The following is a 24,860-nucleotide window of genomic DNA, read 5'->3' on the forward strand; positions in this document are numbered from 1 at the left end:
AGCAAGCCAAATGAAGTATTTGATATTCTTTCTTTTACCACTTACTGCTTTCGCTCAAGAAATATCGGGTAAAGTTTATGACAGTGAATCCACTGTAAAAGGGATAGATGTATATAACATCAGCCAGAAAACCATTGCATATACCGATGGCGAAGGTAATTTCACAATTTATGCTGCTGTTGGTGATACCCTTTCCTTTAATTCTACATTTCATAATCCAAAAATAATAACGCTTACTAAGGAGGATTTTGAAGACACCCTGATTGTTGAACTCATTAAAACAGTAAATAAACTCAAAGAGATCTTATTAGAAAATAATATCGACCCTAATGATTTCAATGCGGTAAAACAAGAGGAAAGCATTGATAAAACTATCACTGAAGACTCCAAAGTAAACCCTCATCTGTACAGCACTTCATCGCAGTACGGTTTTGACATTGTTAGAATTGTTGGCATGGTTAGTAAACTAATTAAAGGAAAAAAAACCAAGCCCTCTCCAGTGCAATTGCTAAATGCCGCGAGTCTAGATTCTTTATTCAAAAATGACGAATTCTTTAACCAAAACTTATTAATTCATGATTTAAAAATTCCGAAGTCACAGCAACAGTTGTTTTTTGATTATTGCGAATCCAGTCAAATCAATAAAGAACTAACTGAAAAAGAAAACAAATTAGAACTTCTAGAGGAATTAGTAATTCTAAGTGAGGAACATCAAAAGGTCATGCAATTTTCAGACGAAGATTAATCTATAATTTTCAATTAATTCCCACTTAATATACTAAATGATAGTTTCAAAAGTTATATTTTAGCCTATTATTATCAGTACTTTCGAATGACACGTTATTTATACTTTATAATTTCATTTTGTTTTTTAATACTTTGGAGCTCCTGTAGAAAAGACTTTGAGTTTTCGCCTTCTACTGGAAATCTACAATTTTCAAAAGACACGGTTTATCTCGATACCGTTTTCACAAATATAGGTTCAAGTACTTACAATCTTAAAGTCTATAACCGCAGTGAAAATGATATTTCAATTCCCTCTGTAAGATTAGCTTTAGGTGAAAGCTCAAATTACAGATTAAGCGTTGATGGTATTACTGGAAAATCATTTACAAATATTGAAATATTGGCAAAAGATAGCTTATTCGTATTTGTAGAATCCACCATTGATATAAATAATTTTCCTAATCCGGATAATGAGTATTTGTATACTGATCAAATTGAATTTGATGCTGGAGATAAACTTCAAAAAGTTGATTTAGTGACCTTGGTCAAAGATGCCGTTTTTATCTACCCAGAACGAGATGAAGCCACTAAGGTTATTGAGACCTTAACTATAACAATAGACGGTGAAACGTTTGAAACCGATCTCCAAGGACGGGAATTATTATCAGATGAACTCACATTTACAAACGAAAAACCGTATGTCATCTATGGTTATGCGGCCGTGCCAGAAAATAAAGTTTTAAAAATTGATCCTGGTGCCCGATTACACTTTCATGAAGATTCTGGACTTATCGTTTTTCCAAATGCATCCATTCAAGTTAATGGCGCCTACAGCAATGACCAAGAGCTACTAGAAAATGAAGTGATCTTTGAAGGTGATAGACTGGAGCCGTTATTTTCAGATATTCCAGGGCAATGGGGCACTATTTGGTTGTTTGAAGGCAGCCTGAACAATACCATCAATTATGCAACTATAAAAAATGCAACTATTGGTATTCTTAGTGACGGTAATCCTGATGGTTCTAATAATATTATCACGAATACTTCTTCTGACAAATTAAGCATTAGCAATACCCAAATATATAATTCTGCAAGTTTTGGCATCTTAGGTAGAAACACATCAATAGAAGGTGAAAACTTAGTCATTAATAATTCGGGATTAGCTTCATTTGCAGGAACTTTAGGTGGTAAATATAACCTAACACATAGTACCATTGCCAATTATTGGAATACAGGATTTAGACAGATACCGGCATTATTAATCAATAATTTTATTATTGATGAAGATGACAATGCGATAATTGCAGAATTAGCTGAGGCTAATTTTAACAACTGTATTATTTATGGCAATGAAAATACGGAGTTTTTACTAGATGAAATTGAAGAAGAAACTGTCGAATTTAATTTTAAATTTACTAATTGCTTAATTAAATTTGATGACACCCGAGATGAATTTGTAGGTCCTAATTACGATTTTGAGAACTCGAGTCTTTATGAGAATATTATTTTTAATGAAGAACCTGATTTTAAAAATACCGATTTAAATCAACTTGAGGTTGGTCCTGAATCTGCAGGAATAAATCAAGGAAATGAGGAGTTTGCCGCGCAAGTCCCTGTAGATATTTTAAATACCAATAGAATAGATTCACCTGATATTGGAGCTTACCAACATGTTACTTTTCCCGAAAAGGAATAAGGCTTCATTTCTCAAAAAGTTGTATTAAAACAATAGACCATCTTTATACTTCAATAATTCCAAATTAGTCTTATTTTTGTCGAAATTTTTGTTTTATATTTTTTTAGCCTAGAGGTTTTTACACTTCTAAAACTTATATGAAAAGGAGATTAGACAGGTTTGGAAATAACAAGTTTCGAATTTTTATACGAAAGCATAAAAAATATGCACCACTTATTTTTTTCATAGGTGGTTTTATTTTTGACTCCTTTACATTAGGACGCATAGATAGACTATATGACCTCATAATTTTATGCCTGCATATGTCAGCGCTTACAATCACCCTATATCTTTATAATGTAGCTTATGACGGTAAATGGCAAAACACCATACTTCATCGTTATGAAGAATACTTCCCTTTAGCCATTCAGTTTTTCTTTGGTGGACTTTCTAGTGCATACGTTATATATTTCTCAAGAAGTGTCTCCCTGTCAAGTACAATGTCATTTTTTGTAATTTTAGTTATTCTACTTATTGCCAATGAATTTTTAAAGAAAAGAATATCGAACAAGTACCTACAATTTAGTGTCTATTTCTTTTTAAACCTTACTTTTTTCACTTTCATGATTCCAGTGTTCATTAAAGAAATGAATACAAATGTTTTTATATTTTCAAGTTTAGTAAGTTTAATATTAACATTAGTGGTCATTATTATTATTTATGCCGCTAGCCCAAATACCCGAAAAGAAATACATAAAGGTAAAATAATTGGACTTATCTTATCCATCTATGCCCTTATTAATAGCTTCTATTTCCTAAAGCTCATTCCTCCGGTGCCACTTGCTTTACATAGAGGTATCGCAGCACATGAAGTCACATTGGTTAATAATGACTATTTAGTAAGCTACGAAAGAGCAGATAGCAAAATGTTTTGGAGAGATCACAAGTTAAAATTCATCTATAACCCCGGAGATAAAGTATTTGCTTTTGCGTCAATATTTGCGCCAACAGATATTAAAAAATCCATATTTCATCGTTGGAAATGGTATAATGAGGAAACTAAAGAATGGGAGATTACTGACAATATTGGCTATAGAATTACAGGCGGTAGAGATACTGGATACCGAGGTTATACTTTTAAGACTAATGTAAAACCCGGAGAATGGAAAGTACAGGTAATTACCAGTGAAGAATTGGTTATTGGCGTTATTGATTTTGAAATCATAATAGATCCCACCTTGAAGCCTAATAAAATCATACAGGAAAAGCTGTAAATCTTCACCTCTGCTTCTTTAATAGTCCGTCAACAGCCTTAAGAGCTTATGAAATAATTAATTGAGACCAAACCCCTTAATTCAAAATTTTAAGAGCATCAGAAATTATAGGTTAACTTCTCCTTCTCTTGGTTTAGAATCCTGTAGCCCTCATTAAACCGCAGGAAAAGTATAGTCCATGACGAAGTAAAGAAGCGCAAAACGAATAGAGAAAGTACTATAGCTTAAATGAACAATTAATAATTGAAATAAAAAAATCCTGCTCATGGCAGGATTTTATTTATCTAAACACAAAGTAAATTAACTTAATATTATTCAATTATTGGAATAAAGGTAAATCCTTCATCATAGCATTTACTTTCTCCTTAACAGCCGCTAATACGGTGTCATCTTCAAAGTTTGTAATCACCTCATCAACAAGATCTACAATAGCACCCATATCCGCTTCTTTAAGACCACGCGTAGTTACTGCAGCAACGCCTAAACGAATTCCTGAAGTTACAAATGGAGACTTATCATCAAAAGGTACCATATTTTTGTTTACCGTAATATCTGCCTTAACTAGCGCTTGTTCGGCATCTTTACCAGATAGGTTCTTATTACGTAAATCAATTAGCATGCAGTGATTATCTGTTCCAGCTGAAATAATATTATAACCTTTAGCTACTAATGCATCAGCCATAGTGCTAGCATTATGCTTTACCTGTAATTGGTAGTTTAAAAAATCATCGGTTAAAGCCTCTCCAAAAGCAATAGCTTTAGCAGCAATAATATGCTCTAAGGGGCCTCCTTGATTTCCTGGAAAAACAGCAGAATCTAATAAAGATGACATTTTACGTAAATTTCCATTCTTTAATTTAATACCAAACGGATTTTCAAAATCTTGTCCCATCATTATCATTCCACCTCGAGGTCCTCTTAAGGTTTTATGCGTTGTTGTAGTTACAATATGACAATGTGGAAGCGGATCATTTAAAATGCCTTTAGCAATCATTCCAGCAGGATGTGAAATATCAGCCATTAAAATTGCGCCAACACTATCAGCAATAACTCTAAAACGTTTAAAATCAATATCACGAGAATATGCAGAAGCTCCAGCAATAATTAATTTTGGCTGTTCTTTTGTAGCAATCTCTTGAATTTTATCATAATTTAATACACCCGTCTCTTGCTCTACGCCGTAAAAAACTGGATTGTAAAGTTTACCAGAAAAGTTTACCGGTGATCCGTGTGTTAAATGTCCTCCATGAGATAAATCAAAACCTAAAATTTTATCACCTGGTGTTAAACATGCGTGATAAACTGCAGTATTAGCCTGACTTCCTGAGTGCGGTTGTACATTTACATAAGCGGCACCAAATAATGCTTTTGCTCTATCAATAGCAATTTGCTCAACTTCATCAACCACTTCACAGCCTCCATAATAACGCTTTCCAGGGTACCCCTCAGCGTATTTATTGGTTAATACAGAGCCTGCAGCTTCCATAACTTGTGGGCTCACAAAGTTCTCAGAAGCAATAAGTTCAATACCATGTAATTGGCGTTCCTTTTCGGCTTGGATAAGTTCAAAAATTTGTTCGTCGCGTTGCATAAAATGAAATTCTAATTAAATATTCGGCAAAAATAATAAATACATCAGTTATAACTGTTAAAAAAGCTAGAATAACAATGAAGTTTTTAACGGTTTTATTAACGGCTATTGTTAATCTATATTTTAAGCAATTTTTTCAATTAAAATAAAAAAATTATGTAGGTTTGATAAGAATACAATAACACTAAAAATATAAGTCATGCCTTTATCAGCTAATAATCCAGATAGAACATCGTGGTTACACGTAGATAAGAATTCAGATTTCCCGATTCAAAATATTCCTTTTGGGGTGTTCCTAACCCGTAATGATATCATAACTATTGGAACGAGAATAGGTGATACAGCTATAGATTTAGGGGCATTGCATCAATTAGGATACTTTGAAGGCATCCCACTTACAGATGATATTTTTCTTCAAGATACACTCAATGATTTTATTGCTGATGGCAGAAAAACTTGGCGCGCTGTAAGAAACAGAATTGCTCAAGTTTTTGATGCTGAAAATGATTTGTTAAGAAATAACACAAAACATAAAGAAGCCATTTTATTTAGATTGGATGAAATTGAAATGCAATTACCTGTTCAAATAGGTGATTATACTGATTTTTATTCAAGCATAGAACACGCTACTAATGTAGGGACTATGTTTAGAGACCCTGAAAATGCTTTATTACCAAATTGGTTACACATACCTGTTGGTTATCATGGAAGAAGTTCCTCAATAATTCCTTCTGGAATTCCCGTTCATAGACCTCAAGGTCAAACCATGCCTCATGGCGCCAAAACACCAGTTTTTGGACCAAGCAAACTTGTTGATTTTGAATTAGAAATGGCCTTTATTACCACAGATGCGAATGACCTAGGTGAACCTATTCCTATTGAGGAAGCCGAAGAATACATATTTGGACTTGTTCTTTTAAATGATTGGAGTGCTCGTGATATTCAAAAGTGGGAATATGTACCGCTAGGTCCATTTCTAGCTAAAAGCTTTGCATCTTCTATTTCACCTTGGATTGTGACTTTAGATGCCTTGGAACCCTACCGTGTAAACAGTCCAAAACCTATAAAACCTCAGCTAGACTATTTGCAATATAAAGGCAAAAAGAGCTATGATATACACTTAGAAGTTTCTATACAACCCAAAGGTGCTAAAGAAAATGTTGTAAGTAAGTCTAATTTCAAATATATGTATTGGAATATGGCTCAACAGTTAGCACATCATACCGTAAATGGCTGTCCTGTAAACTCTGGAGATATGATGGGAAGCGGAACAATATCTGGACCAACAGAAAACAGTTATGGTTCCATGCTTGAATTAACTTGGAAAGGCGAAAAACCTCTTAAAATGAAGGATGGTAGTGAACGTAAATTCATAAATGATTATGACACCGTAATAATGCGAGGACATTGTGAGAAAGACGGCACGAGAATTGGTTTTGGAGAAGTTTCGAGTAAACTACTACCTATTTACAATAAAAAATAGGACTTTAACTACAAAATTTAACCTTAAAATACCTTTTGTCGTATTTATTAGCATTTTGACCGTGGGTTTTGTATTTTGGCACCACTATTGAAAAGGTTACCCAAATATCAAAATCTATAACCTATGAAAAAAATACCACTCTTAATAGCTGTTATTGCCATTGCTTTTGCCTGTAGTACGCGCAAACAAGTTGAGAAAGCTGTAAATACGGGCAATTATGACCAAGCTATAAATACAGCACTAAGAAAACTAAGAACAAATAAAGACAAAAAGCGTAATTACGACTATGTTGTCATGCTTCAAGATGCCTATTACAAAGTAATTGAGCGTGATTTAGGTTCTATTGCCCATCTTAAAAAAGATGATAATCCAGAAGCGTATGTGAAGGTTTATGAATTATATAAAGGCTTAGATGCAAGACAGGAGGCTATAAAACCTATTTTACCTTTATATATTAATGGCGAAAATGTAGCATTCAAATTCAACAACTACAGCGACAATATATTTCAATACAGAAACAAAGCCTCCAATTATTTATTTGAAAAAGGACTTGCACTTTTAGAAAATGAAGATAAAACGAGTATGCGAGAGGCATACAATACCCTGGAATATTTACAGACCATTAATCCAAATTACGAAAACACAGCCGAACTTTTAAACGAAGCGCATCAACGTGGTATGGATTATATTTTGGTAGCCATTAATAATGAAACAGAACAAATTATCCCCAAACGCTTAGAAGATGACTTACTAAGTGTAGATACCTATGGCCTAAATAAGTTTTGGAGCACCTATCACGTAAATAAACTACCTAATCTAGACTATGATTATACGTTACAATTAAATTTGAAACAAATCAATATTTCTCCTGAACAGATTAAAGAACGCGAGTTTGTTAGAGAGAAAGAAATAGTCGATGGATGGCAATATGTTTTGGATGATGCAGGAAATGTAGCCAAAGACACCTTGGGCAATGATATTAAGGTTGACAAGTTGGTTAAAATACAATGTAGATATTTTGAGACCATCCAGACCAAATCATCTCAGGTAATTGGTGATGTTGTTTATAAAGATTTAAGAACAAATCAAATTCTGAATAAATTCCCAATTGATAGTCAATTTGTTTTTGAATACATCTATGCAACGTCTACCGGAGATAGACGCGCCCTGCGACGAGAAGATATAAACTTTTTAGAAAATCGAAGAGTACCCTTTCCCAATAATGAGCAAATGGTTTATGATACCGGCGAAGATTTAAAGCTGCAATTGAAAAACATAATAAACTCATACAGTTTCAACAGATAAAAAAAGCCTTCCATATATGGAAGGCTTTTTTTTATTCAAATTCACAACTTGATTCTTTTACCTCAGTTCAATCTGGTATTTTAAATAAAGGCATTTAAATCCATTTCATTAATTCCGCCATGAGAGTCATGAGCTACTACAATTTCATTTCTAATCACGAGTAATTGAGGAGATTCATGCATCACCTGAAACCTATGAGCTATTTCATTAGAAACCTCACGGTAGTTTAATAAATCCAAATAGTACAAATCCAAGTCATTCTCTGTTACGTTATAAGTACTCACAAAATGACGCATAACCATACTGCTAATACCACAACGCGTAGAATGTTTAAAAATAACTTGCGTTTTTGTTTTTGATTTTTCTTGAATTGCATTTAATTGTTCTAAATTATTTAAAGCAATCCAAGGCAATACTTTTTCTTCTTTTGGTTCTGTTGAACCTCCAAACAATTTATTTATTAATCCCATTTACTAACAGTCGTATAATGTTTGTAAGCTTACACTATAACTTTTTAAAAATACATTACTCTTAAAATGCCCCTATACCTACTGATACACTCTTACAAAATCAATCTCCATAATATCCTCCGTAAAATCAGGGTCCACAATACCTCCAAGATTGCCGCCCATAGCCAAATTTAATAGAATATAAAACTCCTTATCATACGGTTTTACTGTTGACATTTCATTAACAAGAGTATCATCCAAATAAATCCGCATCGATTTAGAATCCCATTCTAAAATAAAATCATGAAAATTCTGCGAGGCATCTACATTGGACAGAGGTATCTGTTTTGAGTTCATTTGATACTCCCTACCATTAAACCAATGCCATGTTGCTAAAGTTTGTGTTTTTTCTATATTAGGTTCCATAATATCAATTTCACCACAATGAGGCCAAGTAACCTTCCCAAACCCTTCATTGGTCCAATACCCTCCTATTTCCTTAATATTCTTTCCCAATAACCATATAGCTGGCCATGTACCAGCAACATTTGGCAATTTTGCTCTAACCACTACTTTACCATATTTAAATGCAAATTTAGAATTTAACCTTGCTGAAGTATATTCTTTTTGATGACCTTGGTCAGTATAAGGTTCTTTCTTAGCTTTTATTCTCAGCGTCCCATTTGCAACATATGCATTTTCAATTCTAGCCGTATAGTGCTGCTCTTCATTATTGGCCCAACGATCACCAAGAATTAGTTTTGTTTGGTGAAACCACTTCGATGTATCAATACCACCTTGACCCTCAAACTCATCTGACCATACCAAGGTATTAAACGTAAATTTATGGGACTTATCTAAATTCTCTAATCTAGAAGAAGACACGTCCCGCCCTACCTGTTTTAAATTAATACGGTCATAAACAACGAAAGCATCATATTCTCCTAAGACAGAAAAATTTAACACAAAAAACAAGGTCCCTATAAAAAATGGAAATAAAAAAGTATACCGACGCATCACCCTTAATTTTAATTCTCTCAAAATTAACCATCTTGTTTTCAAAAAACTAAAAAACAACCTATATATAAACCAAACAAATGACCCAATAACGACAAAAAGTCATTATAACTAGCTCTTATACCGACATTTTGTCTTGCTAATTGAGTTGGTAAGATTATTGAAATCTACCTGATGAAAAACAAAATATCACCTCGAAAATGAGGTATAAAAAACATAAAAAACAATACAATGAACTTAAATAATTATACAATAAAATCGCAAGAAGCCATACAGCAAGCTCAGCAAATTGCTCAAAGTAATGGCCATCAACAAATTGAAAATGAACATATTTTTAAAGGTATTTTTGAGGTTGATGAAAACGTTTTACCATTTATTTTGAAAAAATTAAATGTAAACGTGAACATATTAAAACAAGCCTTAGACAAACAGATAGAAAGTTTTTCTAAAGTATCCGGCACCGAGCTTATGCTTTCACGCGAAGCCGGAAAAAGCTTGAACGAAGCATCAATCATTGCTAAAAAAATGAAGGATGATTTCGTTTCTATTGAACATTTAATTTTAGCTGTTTTTAAATCAAACAGTAAAATAGCTCAAATGCTAAAAGACCAAAGTGTTACTGAGAAGGGATTAAAATCTGCTATTGAAGAACTAAGAAAAGGAGAAAACGTAACATCGCAGAATCAAGAAGACACCTATAATGCTTTGAATAAGTATGCAAAAAACTTGAATCAATTGGCAAAAGATGGCAAGCTTGATCCTGTAATTGGGCGCGATGAAGAAATACGTAGAATTCTTCAAATATTGTCACGTAGAACAAAAAACAACCCCATTCTAGTAGGTGAACCTGGAACGGGAAAAACAGCTATTGCCGAAGGTTTAGCGCACAGAATTATAGATGGTGACATCCCCGAAAATCTGAAGGACAAGGAAATTTTCGCCTTAGATATGGGCGCATTAATTGCCGGAGCTAAGTATAAAGGAGAATTTGAAGAGCGCTTAAAATCCGTGATTAAAGAAGTAACCACAAGTGATGGTGATATTGTTTTATTTATCGATGAAATCCATACACTTGTTGGCGCAGGAGGAGGACAAGGCGCAATGGATGCTGCTAACATATTGAAACCAGCACTTGCAAGAGGCGAATTGCGCGCTATAGGAGCTACCACTTTAGATGAGTACCAGAAATACTTTGAAAAAGATAAGGCTTTAGAACGTCGTTTTCAAAAAGTATTAGTTGACGAGCCAGATAATGAAAGTGCCATTTCCATATTGAGAGGTATCAAAGAAAAGTACGAAACCCACCATAAGGTACGTATAAAAGATGAGGCTATTATTGGTGCAGTAGAACTATCTCAACGCTACATTCAAAATCGATTTTTACCTGATAAGGCCATTGATTTGATGGATGAAGCGGCATCAAAACTGCGTATGGAAATCAATTCTAAACCCGAAGAACTAGATGTTTTGGATAGAAAAATCATGCAACTAGAAATTGAAATTGAAGCCATTAAAAGGGAAAAAGATGAAACAAAATTAAAATCACTTCGTGCTGATTTGGCTAACAATAAAGAGGCTAGAAATGACATCTATGCAAAGTGGAAAAGTGAAAAAGAAGTAGTTGACGGTATTCAAAATATTAAACAGGATATTGAAAACTACAAACTGGAAGCTGAAAAAGCCGAACGTCAAGGTGATTATGGTCAAGTAGCAGAATTGCGCTATGGCAAAATAAAAGAAGCTCAAGAACAATTAGAAGTGCTTCAAAAGAAATTACTAGAACAATCGGAAACATCCTTAATAAAAGAAGAAGTCACTTATGACGATATTGCCGAAGTTGTAGCAAAATGGACTGGAATTCCTGTGACAAAAATGATTCAAAGTGAACGTGAAAAACTTCTCTTATTAGAGGCTGAATTACATAAGCGCGTGGTTGGTCAAGAAGAAGCTATAGAAGCAGTAAGTGATGCCGTAAGGAGAAGTCGTGCTGGTCTGCAGAATCCAGAAAAACCTATAGGCACCTTTTTATTCTTAGGTACTACAGGTGTTGGAAAAACAGAACTAGCAAAAGCTCTAGCCGAATACTTGTTTGATGATGAAAACGCCATGACTAGAATTGATATGAGCGAATACCAAGAACGCCATGCCGTAAGCAGATTAGTTGGAGCACCTCCAGGATACGTAGGTTACGATGAAGGTGGACAATTAACTGAAGCTGTTAGACGTAAACCTTATTCAGTGGTATTATTGGATGAAATTGAAAAAGCACATCCTGATACTTTTAATATATTGTTACAGGTATTAGATGAAGGGCATTTAACAGATAACAAAGGGCGCGTAGCTAATTTCAAAAACACTATTATTATAATGACTTCCAATATGGGAAGCAACATAATACAAGAACGTTTTGAGGCTACAAAAGACATTGATTCAGCAATTGAAGCTGCTAAAGTAGATGTCTTAGGTTTGTTAAAACAAACGGTGCGACCGGAGTTTCTAAATAGAATTGATGATACTGTGATGTTCACGCCTTTAAGCAAAGAGAACATTACAGATATTGTAGGTCTTCAGCTAAAAAATGTTACCAAAATGATTGCCCAACAAGGCATTACTTTTGATGCAACACAGGAAGCTATTGCTTATTTAGCTGATAAAGGTTACAACCCAGAATATGGCGCAAGACCAGTAAAACGTGTCATTCAAAAAGAAGTATTAAACGCTTTGAGTAAGGAGATCCTAGCGGGTAAAGTTACCACCGATAGTATTATTTTATTGGATGCCTTTGATGAGAAGCTCGTCTTTAGAAATCAAAGTAATTTGGTAGCCGAAGAAATTTAATACTCTCAGTACACCCCTTACAAGTAGCAACACAAATAGAACGTTAATTGGTTGATTAACAAAAAGCAACATGATGCTCATTATGAGCAGATTGTTGCTTTTATTGTTTAAATCATAAAGATTTAATAAAAAAAGATTGAATAATAAAATAAATTCGCAAAAAATCTGTTATCTACACAAATTGAGCACCGTTAGTCTAAAAGCGTAAAAAACGCAATTACACTAAAGTATATATACATAAATTAGCTTTCATGTAAGTCCCCAAAACGATACATACCCAATATTAAATTCAAACAAAATTATCCTTAAAAAGTACATAGCTTACAAAAACCTACGTTTACACATGAACATTTCCAAACATATTGACTATACATTATTAGATTCAACGACCACACAACGTGATATTATAGCGCTTTGCGAAAAAGCACTAGAATACAATTATCATAGTGTTTGTGTGAGCAGCTGTTATGTTCCGTTAGCGAAAGAGTTCCTGTCTAAATCTAATGTAAAGGTATCTACTGTTGTCGGGTTTCCGTTCGGCTCTAGTAGTACAAAAGTCAAAGTGTATGAAGCCAAACAAGCTATTGTTGATGGTGCGGAAGAAATTGGCATGGTAATCAACCTTGGTTATTTAAAAAGTAAAAATTATGTATCTATTTTAAAAGACATTACCGATGTCAAACGCATTATTGGTAAACATCCATTAAAAGTGATTATTGAAATTTCAGAATTGAACAAAAATGAGATTATTAAAGCTTCTGAAATATGCTTGGATGGACGGGCAGATATGATAGAAACTTCAACAGGGTTTTCCAAAAGTGGCGCCACCCTTACTGCCATAAAAATTATAAAGAAAACGATAAAAAACAGAGCTCAGATAAAGGCTACTGGCGATATCTTTGACATTGAAACCGCCTTAAAGTATCTTGAAATTGGCACGGATAGAATAGGTGCGTTTACCGCCATCAATCCTGTTAATAATGCTAGACAAATTAGAACCTCAAAAATTTATAGAAAATATTTAGAAAAGGGACAAGAAACGCCAAATTCAGAGTTAAATAAAACCACCAACAAGACCACACTCTAGGTTTTAAGTCGTACTTAAATTTTATAAATCAAACAACCATTCTTCCCAAACTAGTAGTATAAATAGATAATTGTTAATATCTTTGAAAGAATGCCATATCTTATTCTTAGGCTATTCTAATGAAGTCATATAGGCACACTTAAAAGATTATAAACATGAGTCCATTTAGCCAATATATAGACCATACACTTTTAAAGGCTACGGCAACAAAGCGCGATATTATTAAATTATGTGAAGAAGCCAAAACATATAATTTCTTCGCTGTTTGCGTAAACAGTAGTTTTGTCGCTTTGGCTAAAGCACAATTGATAGAATCTGATGTTAAAATCTGCTCTGTTGTTGGCTTTCCCTTAGGCGCTATGAGCACCGAAGCAAAAGCACAGGAAGCCGCATCTGCAATTAGAAACGGAGCCGATGAAATTGATATGGTAATTAATATTGGCCTTCTAAAAGGTAAAGATTTTGATGGGGTCAAGAATGACATTGCGGCTGTAAAAAAACAACTCCCTAAAAACAACTTAAAAGTCATTTTAGAAACGTGTTACCTTGATGATATTGAGATTATTAAGGCAAGTGAGCTCGCCATTGAAAGTGGCGCTGACTTTATAAAAACGTCTACTGGGTTTGGAAGCAGAGGCGCCAGTAAGAAAGACATCAAGCTCATGAAAAGCGCTAGCCAAGGTTTAGCAAAAATTAAAGCGTCGGGAGGTATTAAGGATGCAAAGACCGCTTTAGAATATATTAACCAAGGCGTACATCGTTTAGGCACGTCATCAGGAATAGCCATAGTTACTGGTGAAAAATCAGAACATAAGAACTATTAGATACCGAGACACATCAGAAGCAAAAGGACATTTTTTAACTATTTCCGAAACAATGAGCATACATATAGAAGCTAAGAAAGGAGACATCGCCGAAACGATATTACTTCCGGGAGATCCTTTACGCGCTAAATGGATTGCTGAAACTTATTTAGAGGAAACCTTTTGCTTTAATAAGATTAGAAACATGTTTGGCTATACAGGCTTGTATCAAGGAAAGCCAATTTCGGTAATGGGCACAGGTATGGGCGTACCATCCATTTCCATTTATGCCCATGAACTCATAACCGAATATGATGTTAAAAATTTAATTCGTGTTGGCAGTGCTGGATCCTATCAAAAAGATATAAAGCTAAGAGATATTGTATTTGCAATGGCCGCTTCATCAAATTCTGGACTAAATACATTACGTTTTAATGGAGCAGATTACGCACCAACCGCGAGTTTCAAACTCTTCCAAAAGGCACTTGACATAGCAAAATCAAAAAATATTGCTATTAAAGCAGGCAATGTGCTTACTTCAGATGAGTTTTATGCGGACAACTTTGAATCCTATAAAAAATGGTCAGAATTCGGGGTGCTCTGTGTTGAAATGGAATCGGCTGGCTTATATACTATAGCTGCAAAACATCAGGTAGAGGCTCTCTCCATTTTAACTATTTCAGACTCACTTATTAGCGGGGAGCACACCACTTCTAAAGAACGAGAAACCTCATTTAAGGATATGATAGAAATAGCTCTAGAATTAACCTAATCCTTATGACTCAAAAAATAGCTCTTATCCTTTCATTTTTTATTTTAACATGCTGTTTTGAGTCAAAAAACTCATCACATAGCACTACAGGAATTGTGTCAAATTATTACTTTATTAGGCACGCTGAAAAGGATAGAAGCAATCCATCTGAACCTAATCCGCATTTAACTAAAAAAGGACTTGACCGAGCCAATACATGGAGCGCTATTCTAAGTCAGGTTCCATTGGATTTAGTGTATTCTACAAATTACCACAGGACCATAGAAACGGCCAAACCTGCAGCCATTAAAAACAATAAGGAAATTTCAATTTACGACCCAAACACTATCGATTATGACACCTTTTTAAAGCATACCAATGGAAAAAACACACTTATTGTTGGGCATAGTAATACAATACCCAAATTTGTCAATGCTATTACAAAAAACACTTATTACGAAACCATAAAAGACACAAATAATGGCAACTTATATCTGGTAAGTATTATTGATGGCCGTATTTCAAGCCAATTGTTAAAATTTAATTAACCGTTATTTGCTGTAAATTTATTTCTGAAATCTTCTTCAATTGCGCTTTTTGAAACAGCTCATCCAAATCATTAAGCTTAACATCCTTAATCAAGGGCTCATAATTATAATAATCAACAAACCGAATACCCTTAATATAACGTTCATTATGAGCTTCCCTAAATCGAAGCCCTAAACCATCCGATTCCCTATAGGAATATGCCAGATAATCAACCTTATAAGTTTCCGTATTAACCCAATATAAAAATACATCATCAAAATCTTCACCGCCACCATCTTGATTAAATGTCACTTTTATTTTAAAATATGGTTTCCCTTTAATACTATACTCTCCTAAAAGCTCTTTGTTAACAGCTCTATCATTCAAGTGGTAAGGTAAAACAGAAAAATAATGCACGGAATTTACCGAAGCTGAATATCTTGGAACCATTGAATCTGGAACACTTACATTCTCTTTATTTACAATCCTTTGAAATCCTTTATTATCCAATACATCTAAAATAGTATCCTTACCTTTCACCGAAATTCTCTCCAACCGAAACCGATTTTTTTGTCTTTTTGCCTTGTAAATTTTATTGCGAAATGTAAAGGCCATAGTAGCAGTATCTATTTGATTACCACCAGATATTTCAATAGACTTATTGACTATGGTTTGGACATCTTGGTGTCTACTCTTAGAACAATTAAAAACCAATAGTAGCACCAAACTAACACATGCCGTGTTCCTCATAATTTTCTTAATTTTTCAATCAGTCGAAAAAACACGTGATGCTTACTTTATATGACAAAAACATGCTATTATTTACGTAAATTAAATGTAATGTTCTGTCCAGTTCGTTTCTGAGCTATACTATTTATACCCTGAACGGTTAGTTGGAAAATTCTAGGATACCCTCCCGTAGTTTGACAATCTCGCATTAATATTATTATTTTTCCTGAAGGGGTCAATTGCACCGTTCCGGGCAATACCGGTGAGGTTATTATTGGACTCAAATTATTATCTAATAATTCATTTAGCTGATACGCCATTCGGTTATTATAATTTGAAATTGAAAAATCATTATTTAACAATTCCTCTTGTTGCTCTTTAGAAAGCAGATGAAACTCAGGGCCTCTAAAAACATCTACTATAGAACTATCCATGTATGTTGTATCAATTTTTAAACCAGCATTTTTATTACTTAACATGACATGATTTTCTTCAACTTCTAAATAGTCTCCTTTTAGCAATCGATTATTTGAAGTTACTCCTGTATACATACTTCTACTTTGCATACAAATTTCAGTTTTAAATCCACCCATAATGGACAAATAACACCTAAATCCCTTTTTCAAAGCACCAAAACTTAATACATCATTTGGCTGAACTTTGATTAGCTCATAATTACTTAATGCCTTAGAGTTTAACTTCGCACTTATATCAGCACCCGTTAAACAAATTATGGTATGCGCATTAAAATGCAAGGCTGGGCCGGTCATGGTCATTTCCAAAACAGCCGAGTCCTCCCTATTATTCAGTAAAACATTGGCGATTTTAGCCGCCTGCATATCCATAACCCCGGAATAGGGAACACCTAAGTCTTGATATCCAAAACGACCTAAATCTTGTACGGTTGAAAATAAACCCGGTTTTAATACTTTAATCATGCCAGACCTCGCTATCTAAATTATAATAACCTTCCTCAATTAGTTTTTCAATGCTAGCGTATTCCTTTAAAGAAATAGGAATAAACTGTATACGGTCTCCCGCTTTTGCAAAACATGGTAATGACGCTTTAGGTTTAAAAAAATCAATAGGAGAATTTCCTATAATATGCCAACCCGCAGGGCTGTCATTTGGATAAATACCTGTTTGACGACCTCCAATAGCAACTGCACCTTTTCTTATGTTCATCCTGGGCGTAGCCTTTCTTGGCGTAAAAAGCATTTCATTTAATCCGCCTAAATATAAAAAACCGGGTAAAAACCCAATAAAATAAACGGTGTAAATAACTTCTGAATGCAATTTAATAATGCGGCCTTTTGATATTTTTTTACTAAGGGACATCTCTTCTAGATCCCAACCAAACCTATCATCGTAGCATACTGGTACTTTCCATATTTTAGAGGTCAAAGGTTTTAATTCTACATCGGAAGTATAAACCGCTTTCAAAACATCAATTGCCCCTGAGACATCTGTGACATAGGATTTATAAATAATTAGCAAAGATTGATAAGCAGAACGAACTTCACTAACTTCTTGATTTAATACAAGCTCAATTTTCTCCTTATACCGAAGTATCTCTGACAAAATACGCGTATTAATATCAGTGGGCCATTCAATTAGAATGGCCTGTTCATTATAGCGTTTATATGTAGGTTGGTAGGATGACAATTCAGGTAACCTTTATACCGTTTTCTTCCAGTCTCTTGGTTAGACTTGTAATCAATTGAACTGCATTTGGATTGTCCCCATGAATACAAAACGTATCTGCCTTAATCTCTTTTAAAACTCCTGATACCGTTCTTACTTTTTGAGACATCAACATCGTATTTACATGATTAAAAAGAGCCTCTTCATTTTCAATCACCGCATTACTTGCCGTTCTTGGTACCAATATCAAATCCTCTGTATAATTTCTATCCGCAAATGCCTCATACAATATTGGTATACCCTGCTCAATGGCCAGTTTTGCAATTTCAGATTTATACGGCACATAAAGTTTGGCTCGTAGCATTAACCCCTTCATCACCTCAACAATAATCTGGGCAATATTTTCATCTACCGCCGCCATATTATATAAAGCACCATGGGGCTTTACGTGATGAAGTTGTAGATGTTCTTCGTCTAAAACACTTACTAAAGTCTTAATTTGATTCTTAATAGAAGTATACAACGTAACGCAAGACATCTCCATAGGTTTTCTACCAAAATGTTCTTTATCTGGAAATGAGGGATGCGCCCCTATTTTAACACTATATTCCTTTGCCAATTGCACAACATGTCGCATGCTTTTTAAATCGCCGGCATGTCCGCCACAAGCTATATTGCATGATGAAATAAAAGGCATAATCTCAGCCTCATTATTAATGCCTTCACCTACATCTACGTTTATATCAATATGAGTTGTCATTTTTAGAATATATTAAAACCGAACACCTTACTTAAGCTTGCTAATGAGAGTAAGATACTGATTAATAATATAATACACCCATAAACATTCTGAATATTACTGTTTTTATATGAACCTAAAACCGAAGATTTATTCATTACCCAAATTAAAAACCCAGCAATTACGGGTAATAAAATACCATTTGTAATCTGTGCAAATTTTATTATTTCAATAGACTTGAGTCCCAATGTAGAAAACAAAACCCCCATAATAAGAACAAAACCCCAAACCATCCTAAATCGCATCGATTTTAAGTTGGTATTCCAGCCCAAGCATCCCGTTGCCACATAGGCAGCAGCCAGAGGTGCCGTAATAGCGCTTGTAATGCCGGCTGCAAATAAACCTAAGCCAAGAAAATACTTAGCAAAACTTCCAAATAGAGGTTCCAATCCTTTGGCTAAATCAACAGCATTATGAACTTGTCCAGTGTCAATTGAAGTGGCCGAGATCATAATACACATAGAAACTAAACCTCCCAAAATTACAGCAATAAAGGTATCCTTTCGCGCATATTTTAAGTCCTTTTTATTTTGCCATTTTTCCTTAACTAAAGAGGCGTGTAAGAATAAATTATAAGGTACAACCGTTGTACCTATTAGACCTATAACCATCAACAAATTGCCTTCATTAAGTTTAGGAATAAAAGTCCCCTTGATAATAGAACCTAAGTCTGGTTTTGTAATTATTGCCGTTATTAAAAAAGCCAAACTCATTAATATGACCAAAAACACCAAAACCTTTTCTAAAATTTTATAATTTCCAAGATACAATAACAAAAAAGCGATAGCACCAATTGCAACACTCCACAAGTTAAGAGAAAATGTCATAATATCTGTACGCTGAGGCCCCAATATAGTCTCAATACCCAAAACACCACCGCTAATATTACCAGCTTCATATGCTGCGTTACCAATGACTATAGCTGATAGAATTAAGAGAATAGCCAAGGTTTTTAAGACAGGGTTTTTAAATTCTTCTCTAATAATTTCAGCCAAACCCTTTTGAGAAATAATTCCTAATCGAGCGGCCATTTCTTGAAGTCCAACCGTTGCCAAAATTGAAAGCAGCATGGCCCACAATAAGGTATAACCAAAGCCAACTCCAGCAAGTGTACAAACGGTTACCGTTCCTGGCCCTATAAAAGCTGCCGCTATAAGCGGCCCTGGACCAATATTCTTAAAGAAATGTTTCACAACGCTCAAAACTGTTAAGGTCCTATTTTTTCAACTGGCTTAATAATTCATCCACAGCCCTTTTAAGCTGAGTATCTTTATTTTTAGCCTTATCATCAGGGTTATTGGAAACTATTATATCAGGCACTGCTGGTCCCAACTCCATATTAGATTGTGTCCTCTTAACATACCACCCCCTAAAAGGCATTCTTACATAAGAGCCATCAATTAATCGCGTACTCCCAGTTGATATTACAGCTCCAAAAGTAGGCCTACCAACAAGAGTGCCAATATTAAGCGCTTTATAAGCATGTGAAAATATTTCTGCGTTAGAGTAACTATTTTGATTACACAAAGCTATTGAAGGCTTTGTCCAAGATGCTAAGGGCAAACGTTCACTAAATGGATAATGGTTTCTAAATTTAGTATGCTCATCTTCTAAGCTTTTTGCAGCGCCTCTAGGGACGGTATAGGCATGTTGTTTAACACTAAGCACTGCCATTAAATAATCCGTCGTCCAACCCCCACCATTATAACGCACATCGATAACAATACCTTCCTTACCTAGACCTGCAGCAGTAAGCTCACGTTCAAAGCGCTCAAAACTCTCCCAGTTCATCCCTTGAATATGTATGTATCCTAATCGACCGTTTGAGTATTTAGCAGTTAATCGTTGGCGCTCTTTTACCCAAGCATTATAATTAGCCGTACGGTTACTACTTTGTGGTCTAATAATCACTTCCTTAGTCGATCCAGATCTATCCACTTCTAAATAAATCTTTTCATTTACCGTACCCTCTAGCAAACTATAAATATTAGTCTGTTTACTAAGTTCTATGCCATTAACACGAGTTAGAATATCACCTAGAACTAATTTGCTAGCGCTTCGATCTGCTGGCATATTGGGTACAACACCTATGACTTTTAGAGCCCCATTGGTCTGTGGTTCAAATTCAACCCCTAACAAACCTGTAGCCTCTTTTTGAACAACTTCTCTCTTTTCAGTGCTATATAAACCCATATGACTCGCATTAATTTGCCCCAACATCCGGTTGAACATATTTTGAAAATCGATACGTGTTGATGCTCCTAAAGCTAATGGTTCATATGTAGCTCTTAATTTATTCCAATCTTGACCATGAAAATCTGGATCATAAAACCCATCATTAATCGCTTTCCATGCTTCATTAAATATCTGTTTTGTCTCACCTTCATAATCAATATCAAGTTTAGCGGAAAAGGGTAAGTTTACTAACTTGTCGTTTGACACCTTTATACTGGATAAACTACCGCCTTCCTTGGTAAAATAAATGTTTGAAAAGCTCCTATCAATAATAATATTAGTTGGCTTGGTATCTTTTGAAGTAATTGCTTTTTGATCTTTTCCTGTCCATTTTATTTTATATAAATCTGATGTCGTTTTAGCATTACCTCTTGCTCTATTCCCAGTGGTAAAATATATAGTCTTACAATCTTTTGAAAAGAACCTACCCTGCTCACCACCAACAAAAGATGTTACCTGAACCTGTCTTCTATGAATATCATCAAAATCGATAACCACCTCTGGTACTTCATCTTCTTGCTTTCCATTTTCATCTTTCTTATTCGGGGATTTATCAGTCTTTGATTCTGGCAGATCATCTGTATCTTCTTCCCAATCTTGTGTTGTTTTTTCCCAATCTTCCTTATTCAACCACGTAAACCAAACATCATAATCGTTATTATTTCTATTTGAAGAAAACATAAGTTTTTTACCATCAGGACTCCAAATAGGATTTCTATCTTGCTTAGGATGCATTGAAATATTTACTGGTTTGATAGAATTATCAGCTTTGTGAATATATATTTCTCTATTAAAATCTAAATCCGTCAAACTGTATGCTAACCATTTTGAATCTGGAGACCAAGACACGCCGTTTGAAGTAGCCCATCCATCTTGCAACACCTTTTCGTTTGATAATTTACCATCAGAATTAATACTTGCAACAATTAACTTTCCTCTACCTCTATTAAAAGCTATAGATTTCCCATCAGGTGACAACACGGGGTTACTCTCGTTTTCCTTTGTATTAGTTATTCTAGTTATTTTATGTTTTAATGTCTTAAAAAGATTAGATTCATTATCATCACCAGAATGTACCACGTATAAATCGTTCTGCCCTTCTCTATCTGATATAAACAGCAGTGAACTATCATTTAACCACGTTGGCATCCTATCTCTATATTCCGATTTAGAAATATTTACCGTACGCTTTTTATCCTTCTCTGTCTTTCTAACAAAAATTTCACCTCTTACAACTAGTGCTAACAGTTTGCCGCTTGGGGCTATTGCTAATTCATTAATATTAGCACTATATGTTTTATGCACAATAGGATCAAATTTATAATCAGTGGGGATCTCCAATTTAATTTCTTTTTGCGACTTTGAAATGACATCCAAAAGATAAAGATGATTGGCTTGTGCAAGAATGATATCCTTTCCGTTTTTACTTAAGTGAAAAGAAAATATTCCCATATTTTTAAAATTAGTAATCTGAGAAACATTGCCTTGTTTTTCCCCAAGAACTGAAACATTTAACTTATGTATATTATATCGTCCACTTCTTGACGACTGAAAATAAATAGTAGTATCATCTGCCCATTGCGGATAAAAGTCATTCCCTTCAAAGGAGGTTAATTGTACGTATTTATCCTCTTTTATATTATACAACCAAATATCTCTATTCGCAGGTCCATTATAAAATTCTCTTTCTAGTCGACAAGTACCCCTCGTAAAAACAACAAACTCGCCACTAGGAGATATCGCAGCATCAAACCCTAAAGCACTCATATAACGCTTTGGCGTACCTCCATTTTTATTTATAATATGAATTTCTGGCTCGCGTTCAACTTGAGCAAAATTTCTTCTTGTAGAAAATAAAATATCACCATTTGAGGTATAATCTGTAACGATATCAGCTGCAGAATGATAGGTCAACCTTTTAGACAAACCGCCTTGAGATGGTATTGAATAAACATCATTATTACCGTATCTATCACTTTGAAAGACTATAGATTTTCCATCAGGACTCCACAGTGGCTTTGTATCATAAGCTTCATGTACGGTGATTCGGTTTAAATTTTCACCATCTTTATTTACCGTCCAAATATCACCTTGAAAATTAAAGGCAATGGTTTGCCCGTCAGGACTCATTGAAGGATAATTTAATAAAGGGGTTTGAGCCAAACATGTGCTAACAACCAAAACAAATGCAGTTCTTATTATTGAGGATAATTTCATTAACGGGCGTTTTTTTATTTTAAACTCAAAATTAGACCTAATTACCTGAATAAAAAAATACATAATTAATGATTCCTTAACAATAGAAAATATTAGCTGATCTTTTTTCCGAAATAACACCTTAGCATACTGTCATTTCCTTAAGGACTATTGTAGTTACAATGGATAAAAGCATAGCCCACAATAAAGCACAGCCAAAATTTACGCCCATAAGAATTTAAAAATCCACAGTTACCGGTCCTATAATTGCTGCTGCTAATAAGGGACCAGGACCTATATTATAAATATGTTTTTATCTTTGTAAAGCGCTTCTGAATAGACATTTCAGAATGATTCTCATCATTAGTACAGTCAATATATCTATGATGAGGATAAATTGTGACTATAAAAAATTATCAGGAACAATATAATAAACCTAATTATTGGTAAGCATAAAAAAGCCTCTAAAAAATAGAGGCCTTTCTTTTTTAAATTTAATTTATTTCTATCATTTTTTTACAACAAGTTGTTTTTGATAGACTCCACCTTGTTTGCCTATTGCTAGAATAAAATATGATCCATCGGTTAATTCATTAACAAAAATCTTATCCGTTTTAATCATTTTGTTTACATCTACTCTTTTCGCCAACCTTCCAGTTAAATCGTATATTTCATAAGAAACAATCTCAATTAGATACGTAAAGTTTAATGTCACTTCATTTGAAGCTGGGTTAGGAAATATTCCTATTTCATTAATAGATGTCTCTGGGTCATCGGACAATACAGAATCCGCAGCATCGCTAACAATATCACTTTCAATATTATCAACTTGACCAAGAATTTCAATTCCTGCAAGGGTAGGTTGATTTTTACCGTCACTTCCCAGAGCATCAAAGTACATATCAAGAGCTCCATCAATAACAACAACTGAAAATGTCTTAGTGGCTTCCGTTTGAGGTCCTACATCGGCACTTACGTCATAATCATTCAATACCTTGGCACCTTCAATTTCAACATCAAAAACACGCTTACCTAAGCCTCCTGCTCCTCCACCTGTAGCTCCCCAGTAAATCTCTGCAAAGTGCAGCGTGACTTCATAGGTTCCATTTGCTAAAGGTATGTTATAATTAAATTCCTTTTCATCCGAACTACGTTCTGTTTGATAAAGACTCACTACCGTGGCACTTATATTTTCAAATGACTTTCCTCCTTCAAAGTATTGATCGCTTATGAAGGTCTCTCCTTCGAAATCTAAGCTTGGTCCACCTGCATTAATGCGCAGCGCAAAGTCATTTGATACAGACTCTTCCACTTCAATAGCAATGGTATCGCTATGTGTTTCTCCTTCTACATCGCTTACCGTTAAAGTTACCGTATAGTTACCGGCAGCTGTAAATATATGACTTGGCGATGCCTCATTACTCACAGAAGTTCCATCACCAAAGTCCCAAGCGTAAGCCGTAATACCTTTATCGTCACTAGACCCTATTGAATTAAATGATATCGTCAATGGTGCAGGCCCTGATGTAAGATCTGAACCGGCTAAAGCTACTGGCGCCTGATTTATGGCTTGACCAAGAATTTCTATGGCCGATAGCTTAGGCTGATCTTTGCCGTCACTTCCCAGAGCATCAAAGTCCATGTCAAGAGAACCATCTGTTACCACTACTGTAAAAGTTTTGGTCACTTCTGTTTGCGCTCCTACTTCTGCTGTTAAATCATAATCATCT

At 34.6% G+C, this 24,860-nt stretch carries 20 protein-coding genes; 10 read left to right on the forward strand and 10 right to left on the reverse strand.

The window, feature by feature from the left end; genetic code table 11:
• Nucleotides 1–10 precede the first annotated feature (10 nt).
• The 3 genes from IE051_RS17855 (at nucleotide 11) to IE051_RS17865 (ending at nucleotide 3,675) form a co-directional block, all read left to right on the forward strand.
• The gene (locus IE051_RS17855) at nucleotides 11–745 is read left to right on the forward strand and encodes a hypothetical protein (RefSeq protein WP_189362781.1); all 735 of its coding nucleotides are present in this window, start codon (nucleotides 11–13) and stop codon (nucleotides 743–745) included.
• Between the two features lie 87 nt (nucleotides 746–832).
• Complete coding sequence (locus tag IE051_RS17860) at nucleotides 833–2,422, forward strand: hypothetical protein (protein WP_189362782.1); 1,590 nt, start codon at nucleotides 833–835, stop codon at nucleotides 2,420–2,422.
• Nucleotides 2,423–2,559: 137 nt separating this feature from the next.
• Nucleotides 2,560–3,675, forward strand: coding sequence for a DUF2914 domain-containing protein (locus tag IE051_RS17865; RefSeq protein WP_189362783.1), 1,116 nt, complete (start codon nucleotides 2,560–2,562; stop codon nucleotides 3,673–3,675).
• 319 nt (nucleotides 3,676–3,994) lie between these two features.
• Here IE051_RS17865 and glyA read toward each other — a convergent pair whose 3' ends face one another.
• Nucleotides 3,995–5,266 (reverse strand): serine hydroxymethyltransferase, encoded by a 1,272-nt coding sequence (glyA, locus tag IE051_RS17870; protein WP_189362784.1) that lies wholly within the window; start codon nucleotides 5,264–5,266, stop codon nucleotides 3,995–3,997.
• 199 nt (nucleotides 5,267–5,465) lie between these two features.
• Here glyA and fahA point away from each other — a divergent pair, with 199 nt between their 5' ends.
• Together fahA and IE051_RS17880 are read left to right on the forward strand one after the other, a co-directional pair.
• Nucleotides 5,466–6,749 carry a fumarylacetoacetase gene (gene fahA / locus IE051_RS17875; protein ID WP_189362785.1) on the forward strand — a complete coding sequence of 428 codons (1,284 nt, stop codon included), beginning with the start codon at nucleotides 5,466–5,468 and terminating at the stop codon, nucleotides 6,747–6,749.
• A gap of 123 nt (nucleotides 6,750–6,872) precedes the next feature.
• Entirely contained in the window at nucleotides 6,873–8,054 is a 1,182-nt protein-coding gene (locus IE051_RS17880; protein WP_189362786.1) for a hypothetical protein, read from the forward strand.
• Between the two features lie 80 nt (nucleotides 8,055–8,134).
• On the opposite strand, the gene ytxJ is transcribed toward IE051_RS17880, so the two are convergent.
• Nucleotides 8,135–8,524 carry a bacillithiol system redox-active protein YtxJ gene (ytxJ, locus tag IE051_RS17885; protein WP_189362787.1) on the reverse strand — a complete coding sequence of 130 codons (390 nt, stop codon included), beginning with the start codon at nucleotides 8,522–8,524 and terminating at the stop codon, nucleotides 8,135–8,137.
• Nucleotides 8,525–8,602: 78 nt separating this feature from the next.
• On the reverse strand, nucleotides 8,603–9,544 hold the full coding sequence (locus IE051_RS17890; RefSeq protein ID WP_229796866.1) for a glycoside hydrolase family 16 protein: 942 nt from the start codon (nucleotides 9,542–9,544) through the stop codon (nucleotides 8,603–8,605).
• A 207-nt stretch (nucleotides 9,545–9,751) separates the two neighbouring features.
• On the opposite strand from IE051_RS17890, the gene clpB reads away from it, so the two are divergent.
• From clpB to IE051_RS17915, 5 genes are all read left to right on the forward strand, one after another.
• The gene (gene clpB / locus IE051_RS17895; protein WP_189362788.1) at nucleotides 9,752–12,358 is read left to right on the forward strand and encodes an ATP-dependent chaperone ClpB; all 2,607 of its coding nucleotides are present in this window, start codon (nucleotides 9,752–9,754) and stop codon (nucleotides 12,356–12,358) included.
• Nucleotides 12,359–12,701: 343 nt separating this feature from the next.
• Nucleotides 12,702–13,445 (forward strand): deoxyribose-phosphate aldolase, encoded by a 744-nt coding sequence (gene deoC, locus IE051_RS17900; protein ID WP_189362789.1) that lies wholly within the window; start codon nucleotides 12,702–12,704, stop codon nucleotides 13,443–13,445.
• 155 nt (nucleotides 13,446–13,600) lie between these two features.
• A complete protein-coding gene (deoC, locus tag IE051_RS17905; protein ID WP_189362790.1) occupies nucleotides 13,601–14,269 on the forward strand; it encodes a deoxyribose-phosphate aldolase in 669 nt (222 codons plus the stop codon).
• Nucleotides 14,270–14,321: 52 nt separating this feature from the next.
• Nucleotides 14,322–15,020: a purine-nucleoside phosphorylase gene (deoD, locus tag IE051_RS17910; RefSeq protein WP_189362791.1), complete on the forward strand. Its 699-nt coding sequence runs from the start codon at nucleotides 14,322–14,324 to the stop codon at nucleotides 15,018–15,020.
• A gap of 5 nt (nucleotides 15,021–15,025) precedes the next feature.
• Complete coding sequence (locus IE051_RS17915) at nucleotides 15,026–15,547, forward strand: SixA phosphatase family protein (protein ID WP_189362792.1); 522 nt, start codon at nucleotides 15,026–15,028, stop codon at nucleotides 15,545–15,547.
• Here the strand turns inward: IE051_RS17915 and IE051_RS17920 are convergent.
• The 7 genes from IE051_RS17920 to IE051_RS17950 all read right to left on the reverse strand — a co-directional run.
• Nucleotides 15,540–16,277, reverse strand: coding sequence for a DUF6503 family protein (locus IE051_RS17920; RefSeq protein ID WP_189362793.1), 738 nt, complete (start codon nucleotides 16,275–16,277; stop codon nucleotides 15,540–15,542). The genes IE051_RS17915 and IE051_RS17920 overlap by 8 nt on opposite strands.
• Nucleotides 16,278–16,345: 68 nt before the next feature.
• Nucleotides 16,346–17,194, reverse strand: a complete 849-nt coding sequence (locus IE051_RS17925) for a 5-oxoprolinase subunit C family protein (protein WP_189362794.1) — start codon at nucleotides 17,192–17,194, stop codon at nucleotides 16,346–16,348.
• On the reverse strand, nucleotides 17,187–17,921 hold the full coding sequence (pxpB, locus tag IE051_RS17930; RefSeq protein ID WP_189362795.1) for a 5-oxoprolinase subunit PxpB: 735 nt from the start codon (nucleotides 17,919–17,921) through the stop codon (nucleotides 17,187–17,189). The genes IE051_RS17925 and pxpB overlap by 8 nt, the downstream gene beginning before the upstream one ends.
• 1 nt (nucleotide 17,922) lies before the next feature.
• On the reverse strand, nucleotides 17,923–18,660 hold the full coding sequence (gene pxpA / locus IE051_RS17935) for a 5-oxoprolinase subunit PxpA (protein ID WP_189362796.1): 738 nt from the start codon (nucleotides 18,658–18,660) through the stop codon (nucleotides 17,923–17,925).
• A gap of 2 nt (nucleotides 18,661–18,662) precedes the next feature.
• A complete protein-coding gene (locus IE051_RS17940) occupies nucleotides 18,663–19,892 on the reverse strand; it encodes an Nramp family divalent metal transporter (RefSeq protein WP_189362797.1) in 1,230 nt (409 codons plus the stop codon).
• 22 nt (nucleotides 19,893–19,914) lie between these two features.
• Nucleotides 19,915–23,151: a S41 family peptidase gene (locus IE051_RS17945; RefSeq protein WP_189362798.1), complete on the reverse strand. Its 3,237-nt coding sequence runs from the start codon at nucleotides 23,149–23,151 to the stop codon at nucleotides 19,915–19,917.
• 487 nt (nucleotides 23,152–23,638) lie between these two features.
• A partial coding sequence (locus IE051_RS17950; protein ID WP_189362799.1) for a malectin domain-containing carbohydrate-binding protein occupies nucleotides 23,639–24,860 on the reverse strand: 1,222 nt, incomplete at its 5' end.

The sequence above is a fragment of the Algibacter mikhailovii genome (genome assembly GCF_014651495.1).
In the GTDB taxonomy this organism is placed as follows: domain Bacteria; phylum Bacteroidota; class Bacteroidia; order Flavobacteriales; family Flavobacteriaceae; genus Algibacter_E; species Algibacter_E mikhailovii.

Coding starts and splice junctions, on each gene's coding strand:
- clpB (WP_189362788.1), top strand. CDS start 9,752: ATGAACTTAAATAATTATACAATAAAATCGCAAGAAGCCATACAGCAA.
- IE051_RS17860 (WP_189362782.1), top strand. CDS start 833: ATGACACGTTATTTATACTTTATAATTTCATTTTGTTTTTTAATACTT.
- ytxJ (WP_189362787.1), bottom strand. CDS start 8,524: ATGGGATTAATAAATAAATTGTTTGGAGGTTCAACAGAACCAAAAGAA.
- IE051_RS17945 (WP_189362798.1), bottom strand. CDS start 23,151: ATGAAATTATCCTCAATAATAAGAACTGCATTTGTTTTGGTTGTTAGC.
- IE051_RS17925 (WP_189362794.1), bottom strand. CDS start 17,194: ATGATTAAAGTATTAAAACCGGGTTTATTTTCAACCGTACAAGATTTA.
- deoC (WP_189362789.1), top strand. CDS start 12,702: ATGAACATTTCCAAACATATTGACTATACATTATTAGATTCAACGACC.
- IE051_RS17915 (WP_189362792.1), top strand. CDS start 15,026: ATGACTCAAAAAATAGCTCTTATCCTTTCATTTTTTATTTTAACATGC.
- IE051_RS17865 (WP_189362783.1), top strand. CDS start 2,560: ATGAAAAGGAGATTAGACAGGTTTGGAAATAACAAGTTTCGAATTTTT.
- IE051_RS17855 (WP_189362781.1), top strand. CDS start 11: ATGAAGTATTTGATATTCTTTCTTTTACCACTTACTGCTTTCGCTCAA.
- pxpA (WP_189362796.1), bottom strand. CDS start 18,660: ATGACAACTCATATTGATATAAACGTAGATGTAGGTGAAGGCATTAAT.
- IE051_RS17880 (WP_189362786.1), top strand. CDS start 6,873: ATGAAAAAAATACCACTCTTAATAGCTGTTATTGCCATTGCTTTTGCC.
- IE051_RS17920 (WP_189362793.1), bottom strand. CDS start 16,277: ATGAGGAACACGGCATGTGTTAGTTTGGTGCTACTATTGGTTTTTAAT.
- fahA (WP_189362785.1), top strand. CDS start 5,466: ATGCCTTTATCAGCTAATAATCCAGATAGAACATCGTGGTTACACGTA.
- deoD (WP_189362791.1), top strand. CDS start 14,322: ATGAGCATACATATAGAAGCTAAGAAAGGAGACATCGCCGAAACGATA.
- glyA (WP_189362784.1), bottom strand. CDS start 5,266: ATGCAACGCGACGAACAAATTTTTGAACTTATCCAAGCCGAAAAGGAA.
- deoC (WP_189362790.1), top strand. CDS start 13,601: ATGAGTCCATTTAGCCAATATATAGACCATACACTTTTAAAGGCTACG.